This is a genomic window from Bacillus sp. SIMBA_074, from assembly GCF_046534555.1.
GTDB lineage: Bacteria > Bacillota > Bacilli > Bacillales > Bacillaceae_G > Bacillus_A > Bacillus_A mycoides.
Window position 1 is genome coordinate 126,565 of record NZ_JAWRYM010000012.1, and the last position, 24,145, is coordinate 150,709.

Genomic DNA, 24,145 nt, shown 5'->3' on the forward strand with positions numbered 1-24,145 from the left:
AGAATTATACGTATTGAATTTTCGTAGGCATTTTTTGATCCGTATCATGTATTTCAAAGGATTCTCCAACCCCAAAACCTTTTTCTTCTAATACTTGTGATACAGACATACGCGCTAATTCTTTCATGTTATTATCTAAGCTTAAATGTGCTAAATAAATGTGTTTTGTCTCATCTGTAATAACATCAGCCATCGCTAATGCAGCATCCTCATTACAAACGTGGCCAACGTCGCTTAAAATGCGTCGCTTAATGCTCCATGGATAGCGTCCCATACGAAGCATTTCCACATCATGATTGCTTTCAAACACGAAAGCATTTGCTCCCTTAATAACACCTTTCATACGGTCACTTACGTAGCCCGTATCTGTAATAAGAGCTAACTTTCTATTATTGTTATGAAAAGCGTAAAACATCGGTTCCGCCGCATCATGAGAAACACCAAATGATTCAACTTCAATATCCCCAAATGTTTTCACGTCTCCTACTGAGAAAATGAATTTTTGATCAGTTGGGATATTACCTATTAAATGTTCCATTGCATTCCATGTTTTCTCGTTCGCATAAACAGGTAAATCATATTTACGCGCCAATACACCTAATCCTTTAATGTGATCACTATGCTCATGTGTTACAAGAATACCTGATATGTCATTTATATTCAGTTCAGCTTGTTTAAATAAAGCCTCTGTCGCTTTACCACTTAAACCTGCATCGACAAGCAGTTTTTTTTCATCTGTTCCTACATATAGCATATTCCCTGTACTTCCACTTGCAAGTACACTAAAATGCATGCTCATTCTTTCTCACTCCATTATGTTCTTCCGGCACTTGAGTTTCCCCTAATTCCATAACTTGTCCTTCAATTGCATTCACAAAAAAATCCTTTTTTTGTTCTGTCTTTAAGTTCCATGTTGGAGCAAGCACTTGTATATTAGAAGAAGACTCCGCAAGAGTCGCATATCCAATCTGCGCCTCTTTCACGTGCGTATTTTCTGCAATTTTATTTTTCAAATATATATTTTCTAAAGCTGTTTGAGCAGTAATAATTTCTTGTTCTTTCGTCTTTTCGCTTTCGCCCATTTCCTTCAAATCCGTTAACATTGTTTGTGTATACGAAATAAGCTCATTTTTTTCATTTAAATCTACAACAATCATCGCACGATTATTGTAGAAGATTGGTTTATCTTTATACTTTTGAAAGAAGTAAATTTTTGAGTCCTTTATTGCTCCAAACTCATATTTTTGTCCATCCAGCACATAATTTTTCAAAAACTCATTATACTTATCTTTTGACAATGATTTTGTATTTAAAAAAGGCTCTTTTAATTTACCCTCTATTTGATATTCGTCTTGCACATGCGCTGTCTGATTTTTTAAAGATTGCACATCTTCTTCTTTGAAACCCTTATTTTTCGCCATTATAAATGACTCTTTTTTCGGTTCTTTAGGAAAATTTCCCATAGTAATTTTTTCAGCTTTTAATTGTTGATCGATTTTCGTTTCCGTCACAAGTTCTAATTGATTACTATCTTGCTTTTGAATGAACTGAAAGATAAGAAAGAGGTCTAAAACAAAAAAGGTCACAATAAATATGGTTTTAATTCGATCCCAATCCATTTAGTCCCCCCTCACTCCACTCATATATTTGTTGCTTACCATCTTCTTCACATTTTACATACCATATCGGCTGTAAGACAGCGATTCTCACATCACTGATGGACGGTTCCAATGACATTTTATAACCAATACCAACATCCTGAATTGATTTTTTATCAATTTCTGGATTATTCTCTAGTGATGTCATCACTGTACGACCTGATGCGAGAGAAGTTGTTTGTTGTTTACTAGGCAAAGGAATACTGAACTCAAAAAAGGGTCTTTCATACTGCATAATTTCACCTGAACCCCATACTTGTTTTAATTCCGCTATTCCATTTGCATTAAATACAGGCAAACCATCCTCATATAAACGGAATGAAGTTTTCCTCCCATTAATATAATCAAAACGATAGGACTTCAAGGATCCACTATGCCCACTTACAAAGTCAAAACTTTTTTGTAAAATTACCGCATTATCCATAGATTTATCACCATGTACAGCGGAATTTTTATATTTCAACATTGCATCCGACTTATCAATTTCCATAGAACGGATGCCATCTGTAAATGTTTCCTTTGTTTTCTCAGAAATAGGACTTAAATAACGTGGATCACTAAATAAAGCATTTTTAAATGGATCCACTTCTAGTTTAGCTGTAATATACTCTGCCTTACTTAATTCCGTAATCCCCTCTGGTAAAAAAAGTTTTTTTGTATCATTTATTTGATACTCAAAATATGGTCTTGCTACTGTTATAAGTTGATTTTGAGCATTTATAATATCCTTTATATAAGCACCACTCAATGTTGCTTGATATATTTTATGAGGAGTATCATAGGAAACAAAGCTAACTTTAATTTCTTGGTCCTTACTTCTAGAAGGATCAATTATAATACGATTAAAACTTCTGTTACTTTCTATGTTTTTATCTTTAATATTAAACATATTTTTAATCGTATCTAACGGGATATTTGTAGGAAAAACAAATTCAATTTTTTCTTCTCCGTGTACATAAGACAGAAAATCACCTTTAGGGACTGTCCACGTTATTTCCTCGAAATTATGTAATTCTCCGTTTTCAAGAATTTTATAGATCGAATCCACATTTTCCTTCTTTTCGCTTACATAATGATTTTTCTCTTTATGAATAACGACAGAGGATGGGCGAACAACCTCCGAAATCTTTATCGTATTTATCTCTTCGTTACCTTGAACGAACTTTGTATTTTGCATAGAAGTAGAATCAGGAACATATGTCCACAAGTTAAAAGTAAGAAATAGACTAATGACAACCAAATTAATTAGAACTATCGTTTTAAAGTTTTCCATACTCATTCCCAATCGTCCTCTTCATCTGTCGCCATTGGCAATGTGAAATAAATAGTTGTCCCTTTTCCTTCCTCACTTTTCGCCCAAACCGAGCCGCCATGTGCCTCAATCATTTCTTTCGCAATGGCTAACCCAAGACCTGTACCACCCATTTGTCTCGAACGCGCTTTATCTACACGATAAAAACGTTCAAATATTTTATCTACATTTTCTTTCGGAATTCCCATTCCTTGATCACTCACACTAATCTCTAATAACTCCCCGCGGTCACGTAGGCGATATGTTACTGTACCACCTTCTGGCGAATATTTTAGTGCATTGGAAATAATGTTATATAAAACTTGTGTAATTTTGTCTGTATCCATATCAATAAATCGAGATTTTTTAGAGAAAGATCGTTTGAAGCTTACATTTTGCTCTTTAGACATTTCAAAACGATCGATAACGTTATTAAAGAAATCAGTAAAGTCGACCCATTCCTTCATTAAGCGATGTTCTGTACTATCTAGTTTAGATAGTTGTAACAATGCATTTACAAGCCTGATCATTCTTTCCGTTTCTTCTTGTGTAACTGTTAAAAATTGCGGTGCAATATTGGGATCTTGCCACGCTCCATCAGTAAGTGCTTCTAAGTAACTGCGCATCGTTGTTAACGGCGTTCTTAACTCATGAGATACGTTCGCAACAAACTCACGGCGCTCTTGTTCTATCCGCTCCTGCTCTGTTACATCATATAATACAGCAATTAAACCATTTGCCTTCCCTGTTTCTTTTTGAATAACAGAGAAACTAGCACGTAAAATATATGGTTCATTTCTCGTACTAAAATCTAATAAAACTGAATCAGGCTCTTCATATAAATGATCCAGTGTAAATTCTTCTTGTATTCCTAGCACTTCTAACACTGATTGATCTAGCGCCGTTTCACGCGAAACATTTAACATCTTTTCCGCAGGATCATTTAATAAAATGATATCCCCTTTTCGATCAGTAGCAATTACTCCATCTGTCATATGTGATAAAACGGATGATAATTTTCGTCTTTCACTTTCTGTGGAGGAACGAGCTTGTTGTAATTTTTTAGATAAATTGTTAAAAGATAATGCTAATTGTCCAATCTCATCGTGACTATGCACCTTTACTTTTCGCGAATAATTTCCTTTCGCCATTTCAATTGCTTGTCTTCGCATATCTGAAATTGGTCTCGTAATTGTTTGAGCCAATAAAATTCCAAGTACAGCTGTTACTAATAAAGCAATTACTGTCCCCGTTGCGAAAATTTGGTTGATGTCCTTCATTTGTTTATACACATCTTCCATAGATGCAACGATATGAATGACACCAAGTACCTCTCCGCCTGGCTCTTTTAGAATAGGGGTAATCATAACTTGAACTCGATGACCTGTATTTCCATCTTTCTCAATCTTTGACTCTGGTTTCTTTTGTACCATTACCCGTTGTACAGCTGTATCTGCTGACGTTCTTCCTACCTTATTTTGCTTAGACCCGTCTGAAATTGCCATTAATTTTTTAGTAGAATCAATTACACTTACTTCTTGAATATCTTTCTTACGATCTGATGCGAATTTTTGAATCGAATCATTAATAGCTTTATCTACTGATTCTGTTTTAGGACGTTCTTTTACAAACTCTTGCTTCAGGTTATAAGAAAGTAGATTTGTTTGCTGCGTTAAGGAATCTTGAAAGCCTTTTACAAGGCTTTTTTCTAATTCCCTGACGAAATATACACCAATTACTTGCATTGCTATTAATATTAACAGCATATATATGAGCACAAATTTTAAATGAATAGATTGAAAAAAACCAACTTTCTTCATATACTATTCCTGTTCTGGGTCACGCAAGTAATACCCTACCCCACGTCTAGTTACAATTAAAGTAGGATGACTTGGATTATCTTCAATTTTTTCGCGTAAACGACGTACTGTTACGTCTACTGTACGTACATCTCCAAAATAATCATAACCCCAAACTGTTTGTAATAAATGTTCACGAGTCATAACTTGACCTAAATGCTTCGCTAAATAATGTAGTAATTCAAATTCACGATGTGTAAGCTCAATGCTTTCTTCACGCTTTGTTACACTATAAGCGTTCGAATTAATAACGATTGGTCCAATAACCATTTCGGTATTTTCTTCTTTCTCTGCAGCACTACCCTGCTGATGGCGACGTAAATTCGCTTTCACACGAGCAAGTAACTCCCTCGTACTAAATGGCTTCGTTACATAATCATCTGCCCCAAGCTCAAGCCCTAATACTTTATCAATTTCAGAGTCTTTTGCTGTAAGCATAATAATTGGCATTTCTGAGCTTTTACGTATTTCACGACATACCTCTAAACCGTCTTTTCCCGGTAACATAATATCTAATAAAACCATATCTGGCTGTTCTTCATTTGCTTTTTCAATCGCCTCATCACCATCATGCGCCATTACAATTTCAAAACCTTCTTTTTCTAGGTTGAACTTCAAAATATCCGCAATTGGCTTTTCATCATCAACTACTAAAATTTTCTTTCCCATCATCGTCTATTTCCTCCTTATAAAAATATGATCAATAATCCTCAAACATATTGGTGTTTCTATAGTATGTTCCTATATGACAACAATCTTAGTCTAAGTATTTCTCCTCTATTCTCATAGACTCATGTATCATCCACTTTTACACAGAATCCTATACGATCTATAGAAAAACCTCTAGCTTCAACTGCTAGAGGCTCCTCATTCTATTGTAAAATAACTACCCACATTTGTAAAACTGGACAAAATAAAAAGGATATTAAGTGGGCCCACTTAATATCCTGAGAGTGGCTCGGGACGGAATCGAACCGCCGACACGAGGATTTTCAGTCCTCTGCTCTACCGACTGAGCTACCGAGCCAAAACTATATATAAAACCACTAATGGTGGTATAAACAAAAGTGGCGGTCCCGACCGGGGTCGAACCGGCGATCTCCTGCGTGACAGGCAGGCATGTTAACCACTACACCACGGGACCAAAAATGAACATAAAAAAAACATGACCCGTACGGGATTCGAACCCGTGTTACCGCCGTGAAAGGGCGGTGTCTTAACCACTTGACCAACGGGCCACGAAAAATAAAATGGTGAGCCATGAAGGATTCGAACCTTCGACCCTCTGATTAAAAGTCAGATGCTCTACCAACTGAGCTAATGGCTCATACTCACCAACGTCATATTTTCGTGACGACAAGACATATCATAACATGCTATCTTTCATTTTTGCAATACCTTTTTTTATTTTTTTATAAAAAATAAGAAAAAACTCATAAAAATATGAGTTTTTTCTTAAAAAAATCAATTTTTTATATCAATTAAGCTTCGTATACGTTACGAACGATATTTGTTTGATTACGATCTGGTCCAACCGAGAACATAGATAATTGGATTCCTGTTAATTCAGAAACACGCTCTACGTATTTTCTTGCATTTTCAGGAAGCTCATCCAATGATTTCACAGCAGTAACATCTTCTGTCCAACCTGGAAGCTCTTCATATACAGGCTCACATTTCGCTAAAATGTTTAAGTTAGCTGGAACTTCATCGATAACTTCGCCATTGCATTTGTAAGCAACACAAATTTTAACAGTTGGAATACCTGTTAATACATCGATAGAGTTTAATGATAAATCTGTTAAACCACTAACACGACGTGCATGTCTTACAACAACGCTATCGAACCAACCTACACGGCGTGGACGACCCGTTGTTGTTCCGTATTCACGACCAACTTCACGAATTTGGTGACCGATTTCATCATTAAGTTCAGTAGGGAATGGACCATCACCAACACGGCTTGTATATGCTTTACATACACCTACAACGCGAGTAACTTTCGCAGGACCAACTCCAGTTCCAACTGTTACACCACCAGCAATTGGGTTAGAAGATGTAACGAACGGGTACGTACCGTGGTCGATATCAAGCATAACACCTTGTGCACCTTCAAATAATACACGATTATTGTTATCTAGTGCATCATTTAATACGACAGATGTATCGCATACGTAATGTGCGATTTGTTGTCCGTATTCGAAGTACTCTTCAAAGATTTCTTCTACGCTGAAACCTTCTGTATCGTACATTTTTTCAAACAAACGATTTTTCTCCACTAAATTACGCTCAAGCTTCTCTTTAAATGCTTCACGGTCTAAAAGATCAGCCATACGGATACCAATACGAGCAGCTTTATCCATATATGCAGGACCGATACCTTTTTTCGTTGTACCAATCTTGTTATCACCTTTACTCGCTTCTTCTAATTCATCTTGTTTTAAGTGATAAGGTAAAATAACGTGCGCACGGTTACTTACACGTAAATTATCAGTACTTACACCACGATCGTGTAAGTATTTCAACTCTTCAAGTAATGCTTTCGGATCTACTACTAAGCCATTTCCGATTACACAAATTTTCTCTTTATAGAAAATACCAGATGGAATTAAGTGTAATTTATATTTAACTCCGCCGAAAACAATTGTATGTCCCGCGTTATTTCCACCTTGATATCTTGCAACTACTTCCGCATGCTCAGAAAGAAAATCAGTGATTTTACCTTTTCCTTCGTCGCCCCATTGTGTTCCTACAACTACTACTGAAGACATTATTAAAGCACCTCCGCGATTTTCAAACGATCTATTCAAACAATATAATTGTACCAAAACCGAAAAAGAAGTCAACCAAAAAGCGAACATTTTTTTATTAAAATTCATTTTCGTTCGTAAGAATTATATTTTCACATTATGAAAGCCCTATCTTTCCTATATAAAAAAAAGAAACACATCTTATTATAAGAAATGTGTTTCTTTTTTATACTGCCTTTATGCCCCATCCTCAAAGCGCCGTTCTAAGTTGACGAATTTATTAAATTCCTTAACAAACGCAAGCTCTACTGAACCTACCGGACCATTACGTTGTTTTGCAATGATAATTTCAATCGTATTTTTATTTTCCGTTTCTCGGTCATAGTAATCTTCACGATATAGGAAGGCTACAATGTCAGCATCCTGCTCAATACTTCCTGATTCACGAATGTCAGACATCATCGGACGTTTATCTTGACGGGATTCTACACCACGAGATAACTGCGACAAGGCGATAACAGGTACTTGTAATTCACGTGCAATCCCTTTTAATGTACGAGAAATCTCAGATACTTCCTGCTGACGGTTTTCTCCTGATTTCCCACTTCCTTGAATAAGCTGTAAATAGTCAATCAAAACCATCCCAAGACCTTGCTCTTGCTTTAATCTACGACATTTTGCTCGAATCTCATTTACTTTAATCCCTGGTGTATCATCAATATATATACCAGCATTAGAAAGGCTACCCATCGCCATTGTTAATTTCGCCCAATCATCAGAAGTTAATGAACCGGTACGAAGTCTTTGTGCATCAATATTTCCTTCTGCACAAAGCATACGCATAACAAGCTGATCAGAGCCCATCTCTAAACTAAAAATCGCTACATTTTCATCAGTTTTCGTCGCTACGTTTTGTGCGATATTTAGTGAAAATGCAGTTTTTCCTACCGATGGACGCGCCGCCACGATGATTAAATCATTTCGCTGAAAACCTGCGGTCATCTTATCTAATTCAGTAAATCCAGTTGGTATCCCGGTAACTTCACCCTTTTGATTATGCAAAAGTTCAATTTTATCATAAGCATCTACAAGAACATCTTTAATGTTTTGGAATGCTTTTGCATTTGTTTGGTGAGATACTTCTAATATTTTTTTCTCAGCCTCATTTAAAAGGCCATCCACATCATCTTCTCGCTCGTATCCATCCGATACAATATGAGTCGCCGTTCGAATTAAACGACGTAAAAGTGCCTTTTCAGCGATGATGCGTGCATAATATTCTACGTTAGCAGCTGTTGGAACAACTTCTGCTAACTCTGCTAGATAAGAAACCCCACCAACTTCTTCTAGTAATCCTTGATCAGCCATCGCTGATGTCATTATTACTAAGTCGATTGGTTCTCCCTTATCAGACAACCCAAGCATGACTTCAAAAATCTTTTGATGTTTCGTTCGATAAAACGAGTCAGGTACCAATAGTTCCGATGCTGACGTTAACGCATCCTGATCAATTAATATGGCACCTAAGACTGCCTGCTCAGCTTCTATATTATGCGGAGGGGTACGATCAGCCATTACATCACTCATGCGCAATCCTCCTTGCTTAATTTATTTTTATTGTTCACTAACATGAACTTTTACTGTTGCTGTTACTTGCGGATGCAATTTCACATTGACGTTTGTATAACCTAATGCACGGATTGCATCATCCATTTCAAATTTACGTTTATCAAGTTTAATCTTGTGTGACTTTTGCATTACATCTACAATTTGTTTACTCGTGATAGAACCAAATAAGCGGCCACCTTCTCCAGATTTCGCCTTTACTTCTACAGTTAATTTCTCTAATGTTTCTTTCAGCTCTTTTGCATTCTCAACTTCTGCTGCTGCATCTTTTTCCTCTTTGCGCTTTTGAGCATCTAAAGTTTTCATACTGCTGTTTGTCGCTTCGGCAGCTAACCCCTGTTTTAGTAAGAAATTATTTGCATAACCGTCTGGTACGTTTTTTATTTCTCCTTTTTTACCTTTACCTTTTACGTCTTTTAGAAAAATTACTTTCATGATTGTGTGCCTCCCTGTAAATAGTCATCAATAACAAATCGAAGCTTCTCCTCCGCTTCATTTACTGTAACATTTTTCATTTGTGTGGCTGCATTTGTTAAGTGCCCGCCACCTCCTAAATTCTCCATAATTAGCTGTACATTCAATTCACCTAAAGATCTACCACTAATTCCAATGAAATTTTCTCCACGTTTTGCAATAACAAACGATGCAATGATACCTGTCATTGTCAATAATGTGTCTGCTGATTGTGCAATAAGTACTTGGTCATAATATTCATCACCATCAACTTTAGCAATCGCAATTCCATTTTTATAAATGTACGCATTTTTAATGGCTTTTGCAACTCGTAAATACTGATCCATATCTTCTTTTAAAAGTTCTTGTACAAGTACAGTGTCTGCGCCATGCGAGCGTAAATAAGAAGCGGCATCAAATGTACGAGCGCCTGTACGGAATGTAAAACTTTTCGTATCAACAATAATACCAGCTAACAATGCCGTTGCTTCTAACATTGTCATCTTTAAATTTTTCGGTTGATACTCAAGTAATTCTGTAACAAGCTCTGCCGTTGAAGAAGCGTATGGCTCCATATAAACAAGTAATGGATCTTCAATGAAATCTTCCCCGCGGCGATGATGGTCAATAACTACTACATTTTCAATCTTGTGTAACAGTTTTTCCTCCATCACCATTGAAGGTTTATGCGTGTCAACAACAACAAGTAATGAATCATCATTTGCAAATTCCATCGCTTGCCCTGGTGTAATAAAATGTGACCATAACTCTTCATTTTGTTTCACTTTATCCATCAAACGTTTGATTCCTTTATCAGAATCATTTTCATCTAATACAATATATCCTTTGCGCTCATTTAATTGAGCTACCTTTAAAATACCAATCGCTGCACCAATCGCATCCATATCAGGAGCTCTATGCCCCATTATAATGACATTACTGCTTTCTAATACTAAATCCTTTAATGCATGCGAAATAACCCTAGCACGTACACGAGTACGCTTTTCAACCGGATTCGTCTTACCACCGTAAAACTTAACTTTACCCGTTGCTTGTTTAATAGCTACTTGGTCTCCTCCTCGTCCTAATGCAAGGTCTAAACCAGATTGAGCCATCGCTCCAAGTTCTGATAAAGGTAAATCACCTGAGCCAACACCAACACTTAATGTAAGTGGTATATTCCTTTTTGATGTTTCTTCACGCACTTGATCCAAAATACTAAATTTCCCTTTCTCCATTTGCGCTAAAATACTTTCATTTAGTACAACGAAGAATCTTTCTGAAGATGCACGTTTCAAATATGCACCATACTTAACGGCCCATTCATTTAGACGTGACGTCACAAGACTTGTTATATTCGTACGTAATTGGTCATCTAATCCTTGTGTAACTTCATCATAGTTATCTAAATAAATAACAGCTAAAACAGTGCGTTGATCTTCATACATCTTTTCAATTTCTGTTTGTTCCGTTACATCAAAGAAATAAATTAGCTTTTCTTCTTTCCTTACAAAAACACGAAACTTTCGATTATTTAAAGAAACTATATCGTCAGAAGTTTCCCCCTTAATAAAAAGGAGTAATGATTCTGATACATCGTAAAGGTGCCAACCAGCTAATGCATGCTGTCCCAAACATGATGATAAATAAGGATTCGCCCAATCAATCCCATAATCCTTATTGTATAACAAAATACCAATTGGCATTTGGTTAAATGCTTCATTACTTACTTTCTTTACCCTTGTAATCATATCTGTCGTATGTTTTTCAAAATTCCTTTGAAAAGTAAGTTCGAATCGTATAACGAAAAAAAGTACAATACAAAAGATAAAAAAGGCTGATATCCCCATAATTAAATGAAAGTAACAGAGGAGTGAAATTAGCACGAATACAAAAAATGCCAATACGTAAACAGGATATAAAAACCACTGTTTCTTATAAAATTCAGGCATGTATACAACTCCTATAAAGTAAAACTAACTCACTTTCCAGTTAGTTAAACAAATTAAAATAGTGTAAGGAATATTATTTTATTCCCCTATTTTAGAACGCAATGAAATCCCTAAATCAATTATACCTAAGATTGTTACAAGAGGAAACATCATCGGAATAAACATGCAGACAATAAAACTAATAATAGGAACACCTTTCGTAAAACCTTTGCTATGCGCTATAAAAGCGATAAATGTCAGACCTTGCAGTACTAGTAGTAAAGCAAATATGACATATAAATTAGAAAATACCATATGTAAATATGATGTCGGTTCTACTTTTATAAAAGTTGATAGCAAAATAAATATAACGTAATACCAAACAATACTCTTTGGTAATTGTATATCTTTAAATTTAGGCCAAGGTATAACGTCATGCTTTAGTTTTCTCAAAACACTACCTGATATCAAAACTGTAATCCAAGAAAAACATACAGAAACCATTACAAGCAAACTTGGGAATAACGTTTGTAACACATCATTAAATTGTGCAAATAATTCTTTTTGCTCTTTACTAATAGGCATACCCGCAGCAGTAACTATCTTTTCACTTTGCGCCATACTTTCATTAAACATATTTTGCATTTGCTTCATTAAATCTATGTTAAAAAACTTTATACTCGCAACATAAATGAGCATAATACCAATTAAGTACGCAAGCGTCCCCGCCATTAAAGTTTCTACCGGCTTTTTTCGTTTTTTATACATATATCCTAAAACGATACCTATCAATCCAAACATAGTTGTCTTTACTAGGTTCATCGGCTGACTGACAATAACAGTAATAAAAAGCGCCGCAGTAAAAACTATAAAGGCGTTAGATAATCTATATCTTATCGTTAGCAATATAAATGGCAATGGCAACGCAAACGTTACAACTGTACCTAAAATTGGAACATACATAGATATAAGCAATAACATTGCATATATCGCTAACAGTGCTGCACCCTCAGTAATAAATTTCGTATTCTTCATCATCTAACCTCTCTTTCAAAAAAAGAAAAGCATAGCAAAATGCACAGTAGAGTCCGACTCTACTGTGCATTTCATACGCTATTATTCACCAACATATGGTAAAAGTGCCATTTGACGAGCACGTTTAATTGCAACTGTAAGTTTGCGTTGGTATTTCGCGCTTGTTCCTGTTACACGACGAGGTAAAATTTTACCGCGCTCAGAAACGAAACGTTTTAATAAATCAACATCTTTATAGTCAATGCGAGTGATGCCGTTAGATGTAAAGAAACACACCTTACGACGCTTCGCACGTCCACCTTTGCGTCCTGCCATGTCTATTCCCTCCATTCTTTGTTAAAAATAGCCGATTCACACCATTAAAATGGTAAATCGTCGTCCGAAATGTCAATCGGTTGACCAACATTCGAAAATGGATCGTCATTCTTCGTAAATCCAGAGTTACCTTGATTACCTTGGTTACCTGAATTACTAGATTGACCAAATGGGTTAGAGCTTTGGTTACCGAAACCAGCTCCTGATGGTTGCTGATTGAATGAACCACGTTGCTCCCCACCGCCATTACGCGGCTCTAAAAATTGTACGCTCTCCGCAAGAACTTCTGTTACATATACACGTTTACCATCTTGTCCATCGTAATTACGAGTTTGAAGACGTCCGTCTACGCCTGCTAAGCTACCTTTTTTCAAATAATTTGCCACGTTTTCTGCTTGTTTACGCCATATTACACAATTAATAAAGTCAGCTTCACGCTCACCTTGTTGATTCGCAAATGCGCGATTCACAGCTAACGTAAAAGTAGCTACTGCAACACCATTGGGCGTGTAACGTAAGTCAGGGTCCTTAGTTAAACGACCAACGAGGATAACACGATTCATCAATCGAACCACTCTCCCTTATATATCAATTATTTTTCTTCTTCTTTAACAACGATATGACGAAGGATATCTTCGTTGATCTTAGCTAAACGGTCGAATTCGTTAATCGCCTCTGAGTTAGAGTTCACGTTTAAGATCATGTAGAAACCTTCACGTAAGTCGTTGATTTCGTAAGCTAAACGACGCTTACCCCACTCTTTTGTGTTAATGATTTCTGCACCATTGTTTGTTAAAACACCTGCGAAACGTTCAACTAAAGCTTTTTGAGCTTCTTCTTCAACGCCAGGACGAATGATGTACATAATTTCGTACTTTCTCATTACACTTTCACCTCCTTTTGGTCTAAACGGCCCATAATGGGCAAGGAGCAATTAATTTATAGTAATTACTCACGAGTTTAGATTATATCATAGTAAGTTATATGAATCAACTCACCAATACGTAAAAAACTTGGCAAACACATAATATATTTGCCAAGTTCATATCTTTATTTTTCCTAGGAAATATTAAATTAAACGTTAAAGCGGAAGTGCATAACATCTCCGTCTTTTACGATATACTCTTTTCCTTCTAAACGTACTTTACCAGCTTCTTTTGCAGCTGTCATAGAGCCATTTGTCATTAAATCAGTATAAGAAACTGTTTCCGCACGAATAAATCCACGTTCAAAGTCCGTATGAATAACACCAGCACATTGTGGTGCTTTCATACCTTGTTTAAACGTCCATGCACGTACTTCTTGCACACCAGCTGTGAAGTAAGTAGCAAGTCCTAATAAGTCATATGCAGCACGAATTAATTGATCTAAACCAGATTCTTCAATACCTAGTTCTTCAAGGAATACTTTCTTCTCTTCCTCATCTAACTCAGCAATTTCTGATTCTATTTTTGCACATACAACAATTACTTGTGAATTTTCATTTGCTGCAAATTCTTTTACCATTTGTACATATTTATTGTCGGAAGGATCCATAATATCATCTTCACTTACGTTTGCTACATATAGCATTTCTTTCGTTGTAAGTAAATGCAGGCCTTTAACAATCTTCATTTGCTCTTCTGTAAATTCAACAGTACGAGCTGGTTTTCCCTCTTCAAAAGCTTCTTTTAAACGAACTAAAATTTCATGCTCATATACAGCTTCTTTATCTTTTTGTCTTGCTAACTTCGCAACTCGTTCGATACGCTTATCAACAGATTCCAAATCCGCTAAGATTAGTTCTAAGTTAATTGTTTCAATGTCATCAATTGGATCTACTTTTCCTGAAACGTGCGTAATATTTTCATCTTCAAAACAACGAACAACTTGGCAAATTGCATCTACTTGACGAATGTGAGATAAGAATTTATTTCCTAACCCTTCACCTTTACTCGCACCTTTTACGATACCTGCAATATCAGTAAATTCAAATACAGTCGGAACAGTTTTTTTCGGTTCTACTAATTCCGTTAATTTATTTAAACGCTCATCTGGTACTTCTACAATCCCTACGTTTGGATCGATTGTACAGAATGGATAGTTCGCAGATTCTGCTCCTGCTTGTGTAATTGCATTAAATAAAGTGGACTTACCTACGTTAGGTAATCCAACAATCCCAGCCGTTAATCCCATATTTTTCACTCCTATGTCTCAATCTTTCATCATTATAGATAGTAACGAAAAAAATGACAAGTTTCCACCAAATGAAAAAAAGCAACGGCTGTCTACTGCAGCTGTTGCTTTTTCACTATTCTTCGTGCTTCACAAGTATTTTTTTCACCTTGCGATCAAACTCTCTTCGAGGAATCATTACCGAATGGTCACACCCCTCGCACTTAACGCGGATATCCATTCCCATACGAATAATCTTCCAGCGATTTTCACCACATGGATGGGCTTTCTTCATTTCCACAACATCGTACAAGTTATATTGCTTTTGCTCCATTCTCTAAATCCCTCCCACTATTAAATTGCTTTTTCACTAACTAATTCTTCGCGACTATATAAAACCATACGTGGGTATGGAATTTCAATTCCATGTAAATCAAGACGATTTTTAATCTCTTTGCGAAGAGCCCTCGCAATAACTGCATGCTGCATCGGCTCAACTTCAGCAATAACACGTAATACAACTTCAGACGCTGCCAATGTTTGAACACCTAGCAATTGAGGTGTTGTTACCATTTTCTCATATTTTTCTGGTAATTCTACTAATAAATCTTCAATAACTTGCTCCGCTCGTACTATATCACTTTCATAAGAAATAGATACATCAACAAATGCTACACTATTACTAACGGAAAAGTTCGTTACTTGTACAATACTACCATTTGGTATTATATGAATTTCACCTGTCCAGCTTTTCATCTTCGTTGTACGTAGTCCAATTTCCAAAACAGTTCCTTCAAATTGACCTATTCTTACATAATCACCTACTGAAAATTGATCCTCTAACAGAATAAATAATCCTGTAATAACATCTTTAACTAAACTTTGTGCACCAAAACCGACTGCTAAACCAATTACCCCAGCACCGGCTAATAAACCTGACGCATTAATATCAAACACACCTAAAATCGCAATTAACATAATGAACATAACAACGTATGCCACAATATTTTCAAGCAACTTCGCTACCGTAACTGTACGACGTTCTGAAATTTGAATCGGCGAACGGCTTCCCATACGAAACGCATTTCGTACAATTGCCCTTGCAACTCGCACAACGATTGCACCAAGTATTAAAATAACGATTATTTTTAGTGACTTCACACCTATATTCGTCCAATCAATGGACTCAAACCATTTCAACGCTAAATCCATGTCCCTCTACCTCTCTAGCTAAAATTTCTTTTTAGTTATCCTTCTTATTGTATCAGAACTCTCTCTGATTTCTGAAAAAAATTTATGACTTTAATTCCATTTGTTAACTTCCATTCAGGTATAAAATGAAACGAATATATATATACTAGTACTATTATTTCCGTTTTCATTCACAGTTTGTAAAAAGTATGCACTTATAATTTTCCATTTCACACACCATATAACATATTGTGAAAATTTATTAAAAGGATGGGTGCTTCATGAATATTAGAAGTTTTCGCTTACCTTTTTTTGAAAAAGAAACTCAAAATGTTATGCATCATGACTTAGAAGCCTCTGAGACAATCAGTAATTTCTTACTTTCCTATATTCCCATTAAGACTAATATACCACTCATTCTCGTTTGTATCGGAACAGACCGTTCCACCGGTGATGCACTTGGTCCATTAGTTGGTACTAAACTAGAACAAATTGAAATCAAAAACCTTCAAGTATTCGGCACACTAGACGAACCAATACATGCACTAAATCTAGAAGAGAAAATTCAGAATATACAGAAAGAAAATCCTGCTTCATTTATTATTGCTGTTGATGCATGTTTAGGAAAATCTCAAAGTATCGGTTCTATAACTACCGGAAAGGGCCCCAGTAAACCTGGAGCTGCGATGAATAAGAAATTACCTGAAATTGGTGATTTGCATATTCATGGCATCGTAAATTTAAATGGTTTCATGGAGTTTTTCGTACTTCAAAATACAAGACTAAGTTTAGTCATGAAGATGGCCGATGTAATTGCACAAAGTATAAAAGAAACCGATCAAAAATTATCTGCATTAAAAAAAGCAAACCATCTATAAACAATAAGATGGTTTGCTTTTTAATTTCCCTTTGATAATAATTCTAAAATTCGATTTAAATCTTCTTTATTAAAAAATTCGATTTCGATTTTACCTTTTTCTTTTTTCGTCTCTTTAATTTTTACATCCGTACCAAACTTTTCTCTTAAAAACGTTTCACGCTCTACAAAAAATATATTTCTTTCTTTTTTCACTTGTTGTGTTTCACGTGAAACACGTTGATTAATTTCCTGGACAATTTGTTCCAATTGGCGAACATTCAGTCCTTCTTTTTCAATTCGCTTCAATAAAGATTTCAACTGTTCTTCATCTTTTATTGTAAGTAAAGTTCTTCCATGAGCCATTGAAAGTTGACCGTTTGCAATCATATCTTGAACGAATGAAGGGAGGCTTAACAAACGAGTATAATTTGCGATATAAGGCCTGCTTTTACCAAGACGTTTTGCTAATTGTTCTTGTGTTACATTTAGCTCGTTCATTAACATCTGATATGCCATTGCCTCTTCCATAGGATTTAAATCTTCTCGTTGTAAGTTTTCAAGCAAAGCAAATTCCATCATTTGCTGCTCATTTAATTGCCTTACGACAGCAGGCACTTTCTCAAGTCCGGCCTCTTTAGCAGCACGATATCTTCTTTCACCTGCAACTATTTCATATCCTTTAATACTCTTTCGAGCAATTAAAGGTTGCAATATACCGTGCTCTTTAATAGAAGCCGCTAATTCCTGAATCGCTTCTTTATTGAAATGTTTACGTGGTTGATATGGATTCGGCCTTAATTCAGTTACTATAATCTCCTGAATCGTTTCTTCTTCTTTCACATCTAAATCTGGAAAAAACACGTTGATTCCTCTTCCTAATCCCTTAGCCACCTGCAATCACTTCCTCTGCTAAATCTAAATATACTTCTGCTCCTCTTGATTTAGCGTCATACTGCATAATTGGTTTTCCATGACTTGGTGCCTCACTTAAGCGAACATTACGAGGAATAATCGAACGATATACTTTATCCCTAAAGTATTTTTTCACTTCATCTATAACTTGAATTCCTAAATTTGTACGAGCATCCAACATCGTTAACAATACACCTTGAATTGCTAAATTTTTATTTAAATGCTTTTGCACAAGTCGAACTGTATTTAATAGCTGACTTAACCCTTCCAGCGCGTAATATTCACACTGTACAGGAATAATAACAGAATCTGCTGCTGTTAATGCATTAATCGTTAATAACCCTAAGGATGGGGGACAGTCAATAATAATATACTCATATTCATCACGAATTGGCTGTAACGCTCTTTGCAAGCGTACTTCCCGGGAAATGGTTGGTACCAATTCAATTTCAGCACCAGCCAATTGAATTGTAGCGGGTAGAACATCTAAGTTTTCAGTTGCGGTTTTCCGTATGGCACCTTGAACATCTGCATCTTCTACAAGAACATTATAAATACATTGATCTAATTCAGACTTTTCAATCCCTACACCAGTCGTTGCATTTCCTTGAGCATCAATATCTACGAGAAGGACTTTTTTTCCTACTTGTGCCAATCCAGCCCCTAAATTAACGGATGTTGTTGTTTTTCCAACACCGCCTTTTTGATTAGCAATAGCAATGATTTTTCCCATGATGTCACCTACTTTCAACCTTTCTTTCTTATTCTAGAAACAATTACGTTTATTGTAACATGAAATAAAAGTTTTTCTTTTACGTCCTTATTAAACTTCAAAATTTATTTCTAAACTCCTTCTTGCTTTAACAAGAAAATATAGTAAAAGAGACCTCTCCAATAGGATAAGGTCTCTAGCACGTAATTATTTTTTCTTCGGAATTTTAATCGTAATTTGATAGTATTCATCAAACTCTTCTTCCGCAGAATTAACATTCAAACCACTATTAGCAACCATTTGTAATGATTGTCTAATCGTGTTCATAGCAATTCTCGCATCTCGACTTACTGCTTTTTGCTTCGCTTTGCGCTTTGGTTTTACTTCTTCTAGTAACTTTGCAATTCGTTCTTCTGTTTGCTTTACATTCAATTGCTTCTCCACAATCTCTTGTAAAACCTTCAGTTGTAATTCCTCATTTTTCAAAGGAATAAGGGCGCGAGCATGCCGTTCTGTAATACTTTTTTCTAATAATGCACTTTTGATTTCTTCAGGCAATTTTAATAATCGCAATTTATTTGCGACTGTCGATTGTCCTTTTCCAAGTCGTTGTGCCAATGCTTCTTGTGTTAAATTATGTAACTCAATCAGCTTTTGATATGCCACAGCTTCCTCAATTGCTGTTAATTCCTCACGTTGCAAATTTTCAATTAACGCTACAGAAGCTGTCTCAGTATCATTTAAATTCTTTATTATTGCAGGAACTTTTTCCCACCCTAACTTTGTTGCTGCGCGGAAACGCCTTTCCCCGGCAATAATCTCGTACTTATCATCCTCATACTGTCTCACAACAATCGGCTGGATAAGCCCATGTGTACGAATCGTTAATGCTAGCTCCTCAATACGTGCATCATCAAAAACTGTTCGTGGTTGATAACGGTTAGGGGTAATGTTTACTATCGGAATTTCCTGTATTTCTTCATATACCTTTTTAGCTATTTCTTCATGGCTTTCGTCTTGTAATTCGAATTCGCTCTCTTTATCTCCAAAGCCAAATAAACGAGAAAACGTATTTTTCATACATATTCCACCACCTTTTAGGCCTATTGACTGTTCTACATAAAATGTTTCCTATGAAACATTTACGTTTTCATTTATATAATTTAATCTTACGTCTAATAAGATTTATTTTTCAATAGGTAATTTATTGGGCGTTCCCGGTTTGCGTGGATATTTCTTTGGTGTCTTGCGCTTTTTCTCGATTAATAAAATATTACGCTCACTTTCTTCAAACGGTAATTGGAACGTAGACATTTCTTTCAATTCTCCGCCAAGTACCTCTAAAGCATATTTGCCATTTTCGATTTCTTCGTTAGCCGCTGCGCCTTTCATTGCAATGAATGTTCCCCCTACTTTTACAAGTGGTAAACATAGCTCACTTAATACAGAAAGACGTGCAACTGCACGTGCCATTACAATATCGTATGCTTCACGTACACCTTCTTTTTTTCCAAATGTTTCAGCACGATCATGACAAAATGCAACATCACTTAATTCTAACTTTTGCGCTAAGTGATTTAAGAAATTAATACGTTTTTGTAATGAATCTACAATTGTTACTTTTAAGTGCGGGAAACAGATTTTTAAAGGGATACTTGGGAATCCAGCTCCTGCTCCAACATCACAAATAGAAAATGGTTTCGAAAAATCATAATAAAAAGCCGCTGTAACAGAATCAAAAAAGTGTTTTAAGTATACTTCTTCTTTCTCCGTAATAGCCGTTAAGTTCATTTTTTCATTCCACTCTACTAATGTTTCAAAATAGATTTCGAACTGCTCTAACTGTCTAGAAGAGAGGGAAATACCCTTCTCTTCTAGCATAGATTGAAATTGTTCTATGTTCATCTAGCAATATCCCCTTACTATGTTATTGGTTCGATACTCGTGCAATTTTTCCTTGTTCAATGTAAATAAGTAAAATGGAAACATCAGCTGGATTTACGCCAGAAATACGTGAAGCTTGCCCCATTGAAAGCGGACGAACATCTTTCAATTTCTGTCTCGCTTCTGAGGCAAGGCTAGAAATCGCATCATAATCAATATCCACAGGAATTTTTTTGCTTTCCATTTTCTTCATACGTTCTACTTGCTGTAAAGATTTTTCAATGTATCCTTCGTACTTGGTCTGAATTTCAACTTGTTCCGTAATTTCATCACTTAATGCTACTTCACTTGGTACTAAAAGATGAATATGCTCATATGTCACTTCTGGACGACGTAATAAGTCACTTGCACGTATTCCATCTTTCAATTCACTTCCGCCAATACTACGAATTAATTCTTGAACTTCAGGACGCGGTTTAATAAAAATACTCTCTAATCGTTCCTTTTCCTGTTCAATTTGTAGTTTTTTATTTGTAAATCTCTCATAACGATCTTCTTTAATTAAACCAATTTCACGCCCAACCTCAGTTAGACGAAGATCTGCATTATCATGGCGTAATAATAAACGATATTCTGCACGAGACGTTAATAAACGGTATGGTTCATTTGTGCCTTTTGTTACAAGGTCATCAATTAAAACACCAATATATGCATCAGCGCGACCTAAAATAACTTCTTTTTTACCTAAAGAACGACATGCTGCATTAATTCCAGCCATAAGCCCTTGTCCTGCCGCTTCTTCGTAACCAGAAGTTCCATTAATTTGTCCTGCTGTATATAAATTTTTAATTTTTTTCGTTTCAAGTGTTGGCCATAGTTGAGTTGGTACGATCGCATCATATTCAATTGCATAACCCGTACGCATCATTTCAACATTTTCCAGGCCAGGAATTGTTCTAAGCATTGCACGCTGTACATCTTCTGGTAAGCTCGTCGATAAGCCTTGTACATATACTTCTTGTGTATTACGTCCTTCTGGCTCTAAGAAAATTTGATGACGTGGTTTATCATTAAATCTTACTACCTTGTCTTCAATTGAAGGGCAATATCTAGGCCCTGTTCCTTTAATCATACCAGAATACATAGCTGAGCGATGTAAGTTTTCATCTATTAAGCGATGTGTTTCTGTACTTGTATACGTTAACCAACATGGAATTTGATCCATAATAAATTTTGTCGTTTCAAAAGAGAAAGCACGTGGCTTATCATCACCTGGTTGAATTTCTGTTTTACTATAATCAATCGTATTACTGTTTACACGCGGAGGTGTACCTGTTTTAAATCTAACAAGATCAAAACCAAGTTCCTCTAAGTGTTCAGATAATGTAATAGATGGTTGCTGATTATTTGGACCACTTGAATATTTTAAATCTCCCATAATAATCTCACCACGTAAAAATGTTCCCGTTGTAATTACAACTGTTTTCGCTGTGTATTCAGCACCAGCTTGCGTAATTACCCCTTTACATACACCATCTTCAACAATTAAACGCTCTACCAGACCTTGAAACAACGTTAAGTTTGGTGTTTCTTCAATTGTTTTCTTTAATTCATGCTGGTAAGAGAATTTATCAGCTTGTGCACGAAGCGCGCGTACAGCTGGTCCTTTACCCGTATTTAACATACGCATTTGAATATGTGTTTTATCAATATTGCGTCCCATTTCTCCGCCTAATGCATCAATTTCACGAACAACAATCCCTTTTGCTGGTCCACCAACAGAAGGGTTACATGGCATGAACGCTACCATATCTAAGTTAATTGTTAACATTAATGTTTTTGAGCCCATTCGTGCTGCCGCAAGACCAGCTTCACATCCTGCATGACCTGCACCGATTACTATGACATCATATAAACCGGCATTGTATCCCATTGTTTATTCCTCCTAATAACCTCTATCTTACTAAATCATCTCTGATTAAAGTTTTACTTTATTTTCCTAAACAAAATTGAGAGAACAATTGGTCAATTAAGCTTTCATGGACAGTATCACCAGTAATTTCACCAAGTATTTCCCAAGCTCTTGTTAAATCAATTTGAACCATATCAATCGGAACACCATTTTCTATCGCTTCAATTGCATCGTTAATTGTTCTTCCTGCTTGTGTTAATAATCCGATATGTCTCGCATTAGACACGTATGTCATATCCGCAGAATCAATTGTTCCTTCAAAGAATAAATCAGCTATTGCCTTTTCAAGCTCATCTATTCCTTGCTCCTCAATTAAAGATGTTGTAATAACACGATTGCCTACCGCTAAATCTGTAACACGTTCCATATCAATTTCTTGCGGTAAATCTGTCTTATTTACAATAACAATGAAATCTTTTCCTTGTACGGCACGGAATAGATCCTCATCTTCATTTGTTAAAGCCTCGCTATAATTCACTACAATTAACACTAAGTCTGCTTGGCTCATCATTTCCTTCGAACGCTCTACACCAATTCGTTCAACAATATCTTCCGTTTCACGAATTCCGGCTGTATCTATAAGTTTAAGTGGTACACCACGCACATTAACGTACTCTTCAATAACATCACGAGTTGTTCCTGCAATATCAGTTACAATTGCCTTTTTCTCCTGAACAAGACTATTCAATAGCGATGATTTCCCAACGTTAGGTCTACCGATAATCGCGGTAGAAATACCTTCACGTAAAATCTTTCCTTGCTTCGATGTTTCTAATATCTTTGCAATTTCAGCACGGACATGTGTAGCTTTCTCAATTAAAATATTATGCGTCATCTCTTCTACATCATCATATTCTGGGTAATCTATATTCACCTCAATATGAGCTAATGTTTCTAATATTTCTTGACGCAGATGGCCGATTAATTTAGATAATCGTCCTTCCATTTGGTTAATCGCTACATTCATAGCACGATCTGTTTTCGCACGGATTAAGTCCATAACAGCTTCTGCTTGTGACAAATCAATACGTCCATTTAAAAAAGCACGTTTTGTAAATTCACCAGGCTCTGCCAGTCGTACTCCTTGCGCTAAAATAAGCTGTAATACTTTATTTACCGAAACAAGTCCACCATGACAGTTAATTTCTACTATATTTTCACGCGTAAAAGTCCTTGGTGCACGCATAATGGACACCATAACTTCTTCAATAACTTGATTTGTATCTAAATCGACAATATGACCATAATGAATTGTATGAGAAGAAACCTGTGTTAAATCCTTCCCTTTAAAAATACGATCGACTTTCTCAATCGCATCATCCCCACTTACTCGAACAATGGCAATTGCACCTTCCCCAAGTGCTGTGGAAATTGCGGCAATTGTATCAAATTCCATGTCCTTTCACCTCACTTGCTTATTTATCTCTATTTCAACATGAATTTTTTCCGTCACTAAATTATTAGGATACCATAACGAACCTATCTACAAAAGAATAATAACTCATTTTATTATGTCCTTATGTAAAAAACACTAAACTTATTC

Annotated in this window: 23 protein-coding genes and 4 tRNA genes; 1 reads left to right on the forward strand and 26 read right to left on the reverse strand. The window is 35.9% G+C overall.

What is annotated here, in order from left to right; translation table 11 throughout:
- Positions 1–4: 4 nt before the first annotated feature.
- The 20 genes from SB773_RS15380 to SB773_RS15475 all read right to left on the reverse strand — a co-directional run bounded on the left by SB773_RS15380 (position 5) and on the right by SB773_RS15475 (position 16,284).
- Positions 5–799 (reverse strand): MBL fold metallo-hydrolase, encoded by a 795-nt coding sequence (locus tag SB773_RS15380; RefSeq protein WP_002138925.1) that lies wholly within the window; start codon positions 797–799, stop codon positions 5–7.
- Positions 783–1,619, reverse strand: coding sequence for a two-component system regulatory protein YycI (locus tag SB773_RS15385; RefSeq protein WP_002166372.1), 837 nt, complete (start codon positions 1,617–1,619; stop codon positions 783–785). Before SB773_RS15385 ends, SB773_RS15380 begins: the two co-directional genes overlap by 17 nt.
- Entirely contained in the window at positions 1,600–2,937 is a 1,338-nt protein-coding gene (locus SB773_RS15390; protein WP_410590742.1) for a YycH family regulatory protein, read from the reverse strand. Before SB773_RS15390 ends, SB773_RS15385 begins: the two co-directional genes overlap by 20 nt.
- Positions 2,934–4,769: a cell wall metabolism sensor histidine kinase WalK gene (walK, locus tag SB773_RS15395; protein WP_002166370.1), complete on the reverse strand. Its 1,836-nt coding sequence runs from the start codon at positions 4,767–4,769 to the stop codon at positions 2,934–2,936. Before walK ends, SB773_RS15390 begins: the two co-directional genes overlap by 4 nt.
- Before the next feature lie 3 nt (positions 4,770–4,772).
- Positions 4,773–5,480: a cell wall metabolism DNA-binding response regulator WalR gene (walR, locus tag SB773_RS15400; protein ID WP_410590744.1), complete on the reverse strand. Its 708-nt coding sequence runs from the start codon at positions 5,478–5,480 to the stop codon at positions 4,773–4,775.
- A gap of 282 nt (positions 5,481–5,762) precedes the next feature.
- Positions 5,763–5,835, reverse strand: a tRNA-Phe gene (locus tag SB773_RS15405).
- 41 nt (positions 5,836–5,876) lie between these two features.
- Positions 5,877–5,952 (reverse strand) — tRNA-Asp (locus SB773_RS15410).
- A gap of 22 nt (positions 5,953–5,974) precedes the next feature.
- A tRNA-Glu gene (locus SB773_RS15415) sits at positions 5,975–6,046 on the reverse strand.
- Between the two features lie 13 nt (positions 6,047–6,059).
- Positions 6,060–6,135 (reverse strand) — tRNA-Lys (locus SB773_RS15420).
- A 154-nt stretch (positions 6,136–6,289) separates the two neighbouring features.
- Positions 6,290–7,579, reverse strand: a complete 1,290-nt coding sequence (locus SB773_RS15425; RefSeq protein ID WP_002034994.1) for an adenylosuccinate synthase — start codon at positions 7,577–7,579, stop codon at positions 6,290–6,292.
- 216 nt (positions 7,580–7,795) lie between these two features.
- On the reverse strand, positions 7,796–9,145 hold the full coding sequence (gene dnaB, locus SB773_RS15430) for a replicative DNA helicase (RefSeq protein WP_001286241.1): 1,350 nt from the start codon (positions 9,143–9,145) through the stop codon (positions 7,796–7,798).
- A 27-nt stretch (positions 9,146–9,172) separates the two neighbouring features.
- Positions 9,173–9,619: a 50S ribosomal protein L9 gene (gene rplI / locus SB773_RS15435; protein ID WP_002130186.1), complete on the reverse strand. Its 447-nt coding sequence runs from the start codon at positions 9,617–9,619 to the stop codon at positions 9,173–9,175.
- Positions 9,616–11,589 carry a DHH family phosphoesterase gene (locus SB773_RS15440; RefSeq protein ID WP_410590747.1) on the reverse strand — a complete coding sequence of 658 codons (1,974 nt, stop codon included), beginning with the start codon at positions 11,587–11,589 and terminating at the stop codon, positions 9,616–9,618. Before SB773_RS15440 ends, rplI begins: the two co-directional genes overlap by 4 nt.
- 78 nt (positions 11,590–11,667) lie before the next feature.
- The gene (locus tag SB773_RS15445) at positions 11,668–12,603 is read right to left on the reverse strand and encodes a YybS family protein (RefSeq protein ID WP_410590749.1); all 936 of its coding nucleotides are present in this window, start codon (positions 12,601–12,603) and stop codon (positions 11,668–11,670) included.
- Between the two features lie 81 nt (positions 12,604–12,684).
- Positions 12,685–12,918: a 30S ribosomal protein S18 gene (rpsR, locus tag SB773_RS15450; RefSeq protein WP_000918874.1), complete on the reverse strand. Its 234-nt coding sequence runs from the start codon at positions 12,916–12,918 to the stop codon at positions 12,685–12,687.
- Positions 12,919–12,962: 44 nt separating this feature from the next.
- Positions 12,963–13,484 carry a single-stranded DNA-binding protein gene (gene ssb / locus SB773_RS15455; protein ID WP_000981963.1) on the reverse strand — a complete coding sequence of 174 codons (522 nt, stop codon included), beginning with the start codon at positions 13,482–13,484 and terminating at the stop codon, positions 12,963–12,965.
- Positions 13,485–13,510: 26 nt separating this feature from the next.
- Entirely contained in the window at positions 13,511–13,801 is a 291-nt protein-coding gene (rpsF, locus tag SB773_RS15460) for a 30S ribosomal protein S6 (protein ID WP_001233782.1), read from the reverse strand.
- 191 nt (positions 13,802–13,992) lie between these two features.
- Positions 13,993–15,093, reverse strand: a complete 1,101-nt coding sequence (gene ychF / locus SB773_RS15465; RefSeq protein ID WP_002130188.1) for a redox-regulated ATPase YchF — start codon at positions 15,091–15,093, stop codon at positions 13,993–13,995.
- Positions 15,094–15,208: 115 nt separating this feature from the next.
- On the reverse strand, positions 15,209–15,406 hold the full coding sequence (locus tag SB773_RS15470) for a DUF951 domain-containing protein (RefSeq protein WP_000436054.1): 198 nt from the start codon (positions 15,404–15,406) through the stop codon (positions 15,209–15,211).
- A 20-nt stretch (positions 15,407–15,426) separates the two neighbouring features.
- Positions 15,427–16,284 (reverse strand): mechanosensitive ion channel family protein, encoded by an 858-nt coding sequence (locus tag SB773_RS15475; protein WP_002089952.1) that lies wholly within the window; start codon positions 16,282–16,284, stop codon positions 15,427–15,429.
- A 260-nt stretch (positions 16,285–16,544) separates the two neighbouring features.
- On the opposite strand from SB773_RS15475, the gene yyaC reads away from it, so the two are divergent.
- A complete protein-coding gene (gene yyaC, locus SB773_RS15480; RefSeq protein WP_410590754.1) occupies positions 16,545–17,141 on the forward strand; it encodes a spore protease YyaC in 597 nt (198 codons plus the stop codon).
- Positions 17,142–17,161: 20 nt separating this feature from the next.
- Here yyaC and spo0J read toward each other — a convergent pair whose 3' ends face one another.
- The 6 genes from spo0J to mnmE form a co-directional block, all read right to left on the reverse strand.
- Positions 17,162–18,013, reverse strand: a complete 852-nt coding sequence (spo0J, locus tag SB773_RS15485; RefSeq protein WP_171902578.1) for a stage 0 sporulation protein Spo0J — start codon at positions 18,011–18,013, stop codon at positions 17,162–17,164.
- On the reverse strand, positions 18,006–18,767 hold the full coding sequence (soj, locus tag SB773_RS15490) for a sporulation initiation inhibitor protein Soj (protein ID WP_002016469.1): 762 nt from the start codon (positions 18,765–18,767) through the stop codon (positions 18,006–18,008). Before soj ends, spo0J begins: the two co-directional genes overlap by 8 nt.
- Positions 18,768–18,953: 186 nt before the next feature.
- Positions 18,954–19,826, reverse strand: a complete 873-nt coding sequence (gene noc / locus SB773_RS15495) for a nucleoid occlusion protein (protein ID WP_002016471.1) — start codon at positions 19,824–19,826, stop codon at positions 18,954–18,956.
- A gap of 105 nt (positions 19,827–19,931) precedes the next feature.
- Complete coding sequence (gene rsmG, locus SB773_RS15500) at positions 19,932–20,651, reverse strand: 16S rRNA (guanine(527)-N(7))-methyltransferase RsmG (protein ID WP_002089956.1); 720 nt, start codon at positions 20,649–20,651, stop codon at positions 19,932–19,934.
- A gap of 22 nt (positions 20,652–20,673) precedes the next feature.
- Entirely contained in the window at positions 20,674–22,563 is a 1,890-nt protein-coding gene (gene mnmG / locus SB773_RS15505; RefSeq protein WP_044438329.1) for a tRNA uridine-5-carboxymethylaminomethyl(34) synthesis enzyme MnmG, read from the reverse strand.
- Positions 22,564–22,621: 58 nt separating this feature from the next.
- A complete protein-coding gene (gene mnmE, locus SB773_RS15510; RefSeq protein ID WP_002034990.1) occupies positions 22,622–23,998 on the reverse strand; it encodes a tRNA uridine-5-carboxymethylaminomethyl(34) synthesis GTPase MnmE in 1,377 nt (458 codons plus the stop codon).
- Positions 23,999–24,145: the final 147 nt, after the last annotated feature.

What these genes read in the sequence shown, in the direction of transcription:
- ychF (WP_002130188.1), bottom strand. Translation starts at nt 15,093, where the DNA reads ATGGGATTAACGGCTGGGATTGTTGGATTACCTAACGTAGGTAAGTCC.
- rpsR (WP_000918874.1), bottom strand. Translation starts at nt 12,918, where the DNA reads ATGGCAGGACGCAAAGGTGGACGTGCGAAGCGTCGTAAGGTGTGTTTC.
- rplI (WP_002130186.1), bottom strand. Translation starts at nt 9,619, where the DNA reads ATGAAAGTAATTTTTCTAAAAGACGTAAAAGGTAAAGGTAAAAAAGGA.
- rsmG (WP_002089956.1), bottom strand. Translation starts at nt 20,651, where the DNA reads ATGAACATAGAACAATTTCAATCTATGCTAGAAGAGAAGGGTATTTCC.
- walR (WP_410590744.1), bottom strand. Translation starts at nt 5,480, where the DNA reads ATGATGGGAAAGAAAATTTTAGTAGTTGATGATGAAAAGCCAATTGCG.
- SB773_RS15390 (WP_410590742.1), bottom strand. Translation starts at nt 2,937, where the DNA reads ATGAGTATGGAAAACTTTAAAACGATAGTTCTAATTAATTTGGTTGTC.
- rpsF (WP_001233782.1), bottom strand. Translation starts at nt 13,801, where the DNA reads ATGAGAAAGTACGAAATTATGTACATCATTCGTCCTGGCGTTGAAGAA.
- SB773_RS15425 (WP_002034994.1), bottom strand. Translation starts at nt 7,579, where the DNA reads ATGTCTTCAGTAGTAGTTGTAGGAACACAATGGGGCGACGAAGGAAAA.
- SB773_RS15380 (WP_002138925.1), bottom strand. Translation starts at nt 799, where the DNA reads ATGAGCATGCATTTTAGTGTACTTGCAAGTGGAAGTACAGGGAATATG.
- SB773_RS15440 (WP_410590747.1), bottom strand. Translation starts at nt 11,589, where the DNA reads ATGCCTGAATTTTATAAGAAACAGTGGTTTTTATATCCTGTTTACGTA.
- yyaC (WP_410590754.1), top strand. Translation starts at nt 16,545, where the DNA reads ATGAATATTAGAAGTTTTCGCTTACCTTTTTTTGAAAAAGAAACTCAA.
- mnmG (WP_044438329.1), bottom strand. Translation starts at nt 22,563, where the DNA reads ATGGGATACAATGCCGGTTTATATGATGTCATAGTAATCGGTGCAGGT.
- mnmE (WP_002034990.1), bottom strand. Translation starts at nt 23,998, where the DNA reads ATGGAATTTGATACAATTGCCGCAATTTCCACAGCACTTGGGGAAGGT.
- SB773_RS15445 (WP_410590749.1), bottom strand. Translation starts at nt 12,603, where the DNA reads ATGAAGAATACGAAATTTATTACTGAGGGTGCAGCACTGTTAGCGATA.
- SB773_RS15475 (WP_002089952.1), bottom strand. Translation starts at nt 16,284, where the DNA reads ATGGATTTAGCGTTGAAATGGTTTGAGTCCATTGATTGGACGAATATA.
- SB773_RS15470 (WP_000436054.1), bottom strand. Translation starts at nt 15,406, where the DNA reads ATGGAGCAAAAGCAATATAACTTGTACGATGTTGTGGAAATGAAGAAA.
- walK (WP_002166370.1), bottom strand. Translation starts at nt 4,769, where the DNA reads ATGAAGAAAGTTGGTTTTTTTCAATCTATTCATTTAAAATTTGTGCTC.
- dnaB (WP_001286241.1), bottom strand. Translation starts at nt 9,145, where the DNA reads ATGAGTGATGTAATGGCTGATCGTACCCCTCCGCATAATATAGAAGCT.
- noc (WP_002016471.1), bottom strand. Translation starts at nt 19,826, where the DNA reads ATGAAAAATACGTTTTCTCGTTTATTTGGCTTTGGAGATAAAGAGAGC.
- SB773_RS15385 (WP_002166372.1), bottom strand. Translation starts at nt 1,619, where the DNA reads ATGGATTGGGATCGAATTAAAACCATATTTATTGTGACCTTTTTTGTT.
- soj (WP_002016469.1), bottom strand. Translation starts at nt 18,767, where the DNA reads ATGGGAAAAATCATTGCTATTGCTAATCAAAAAGGCGGTGTTGGAAAA.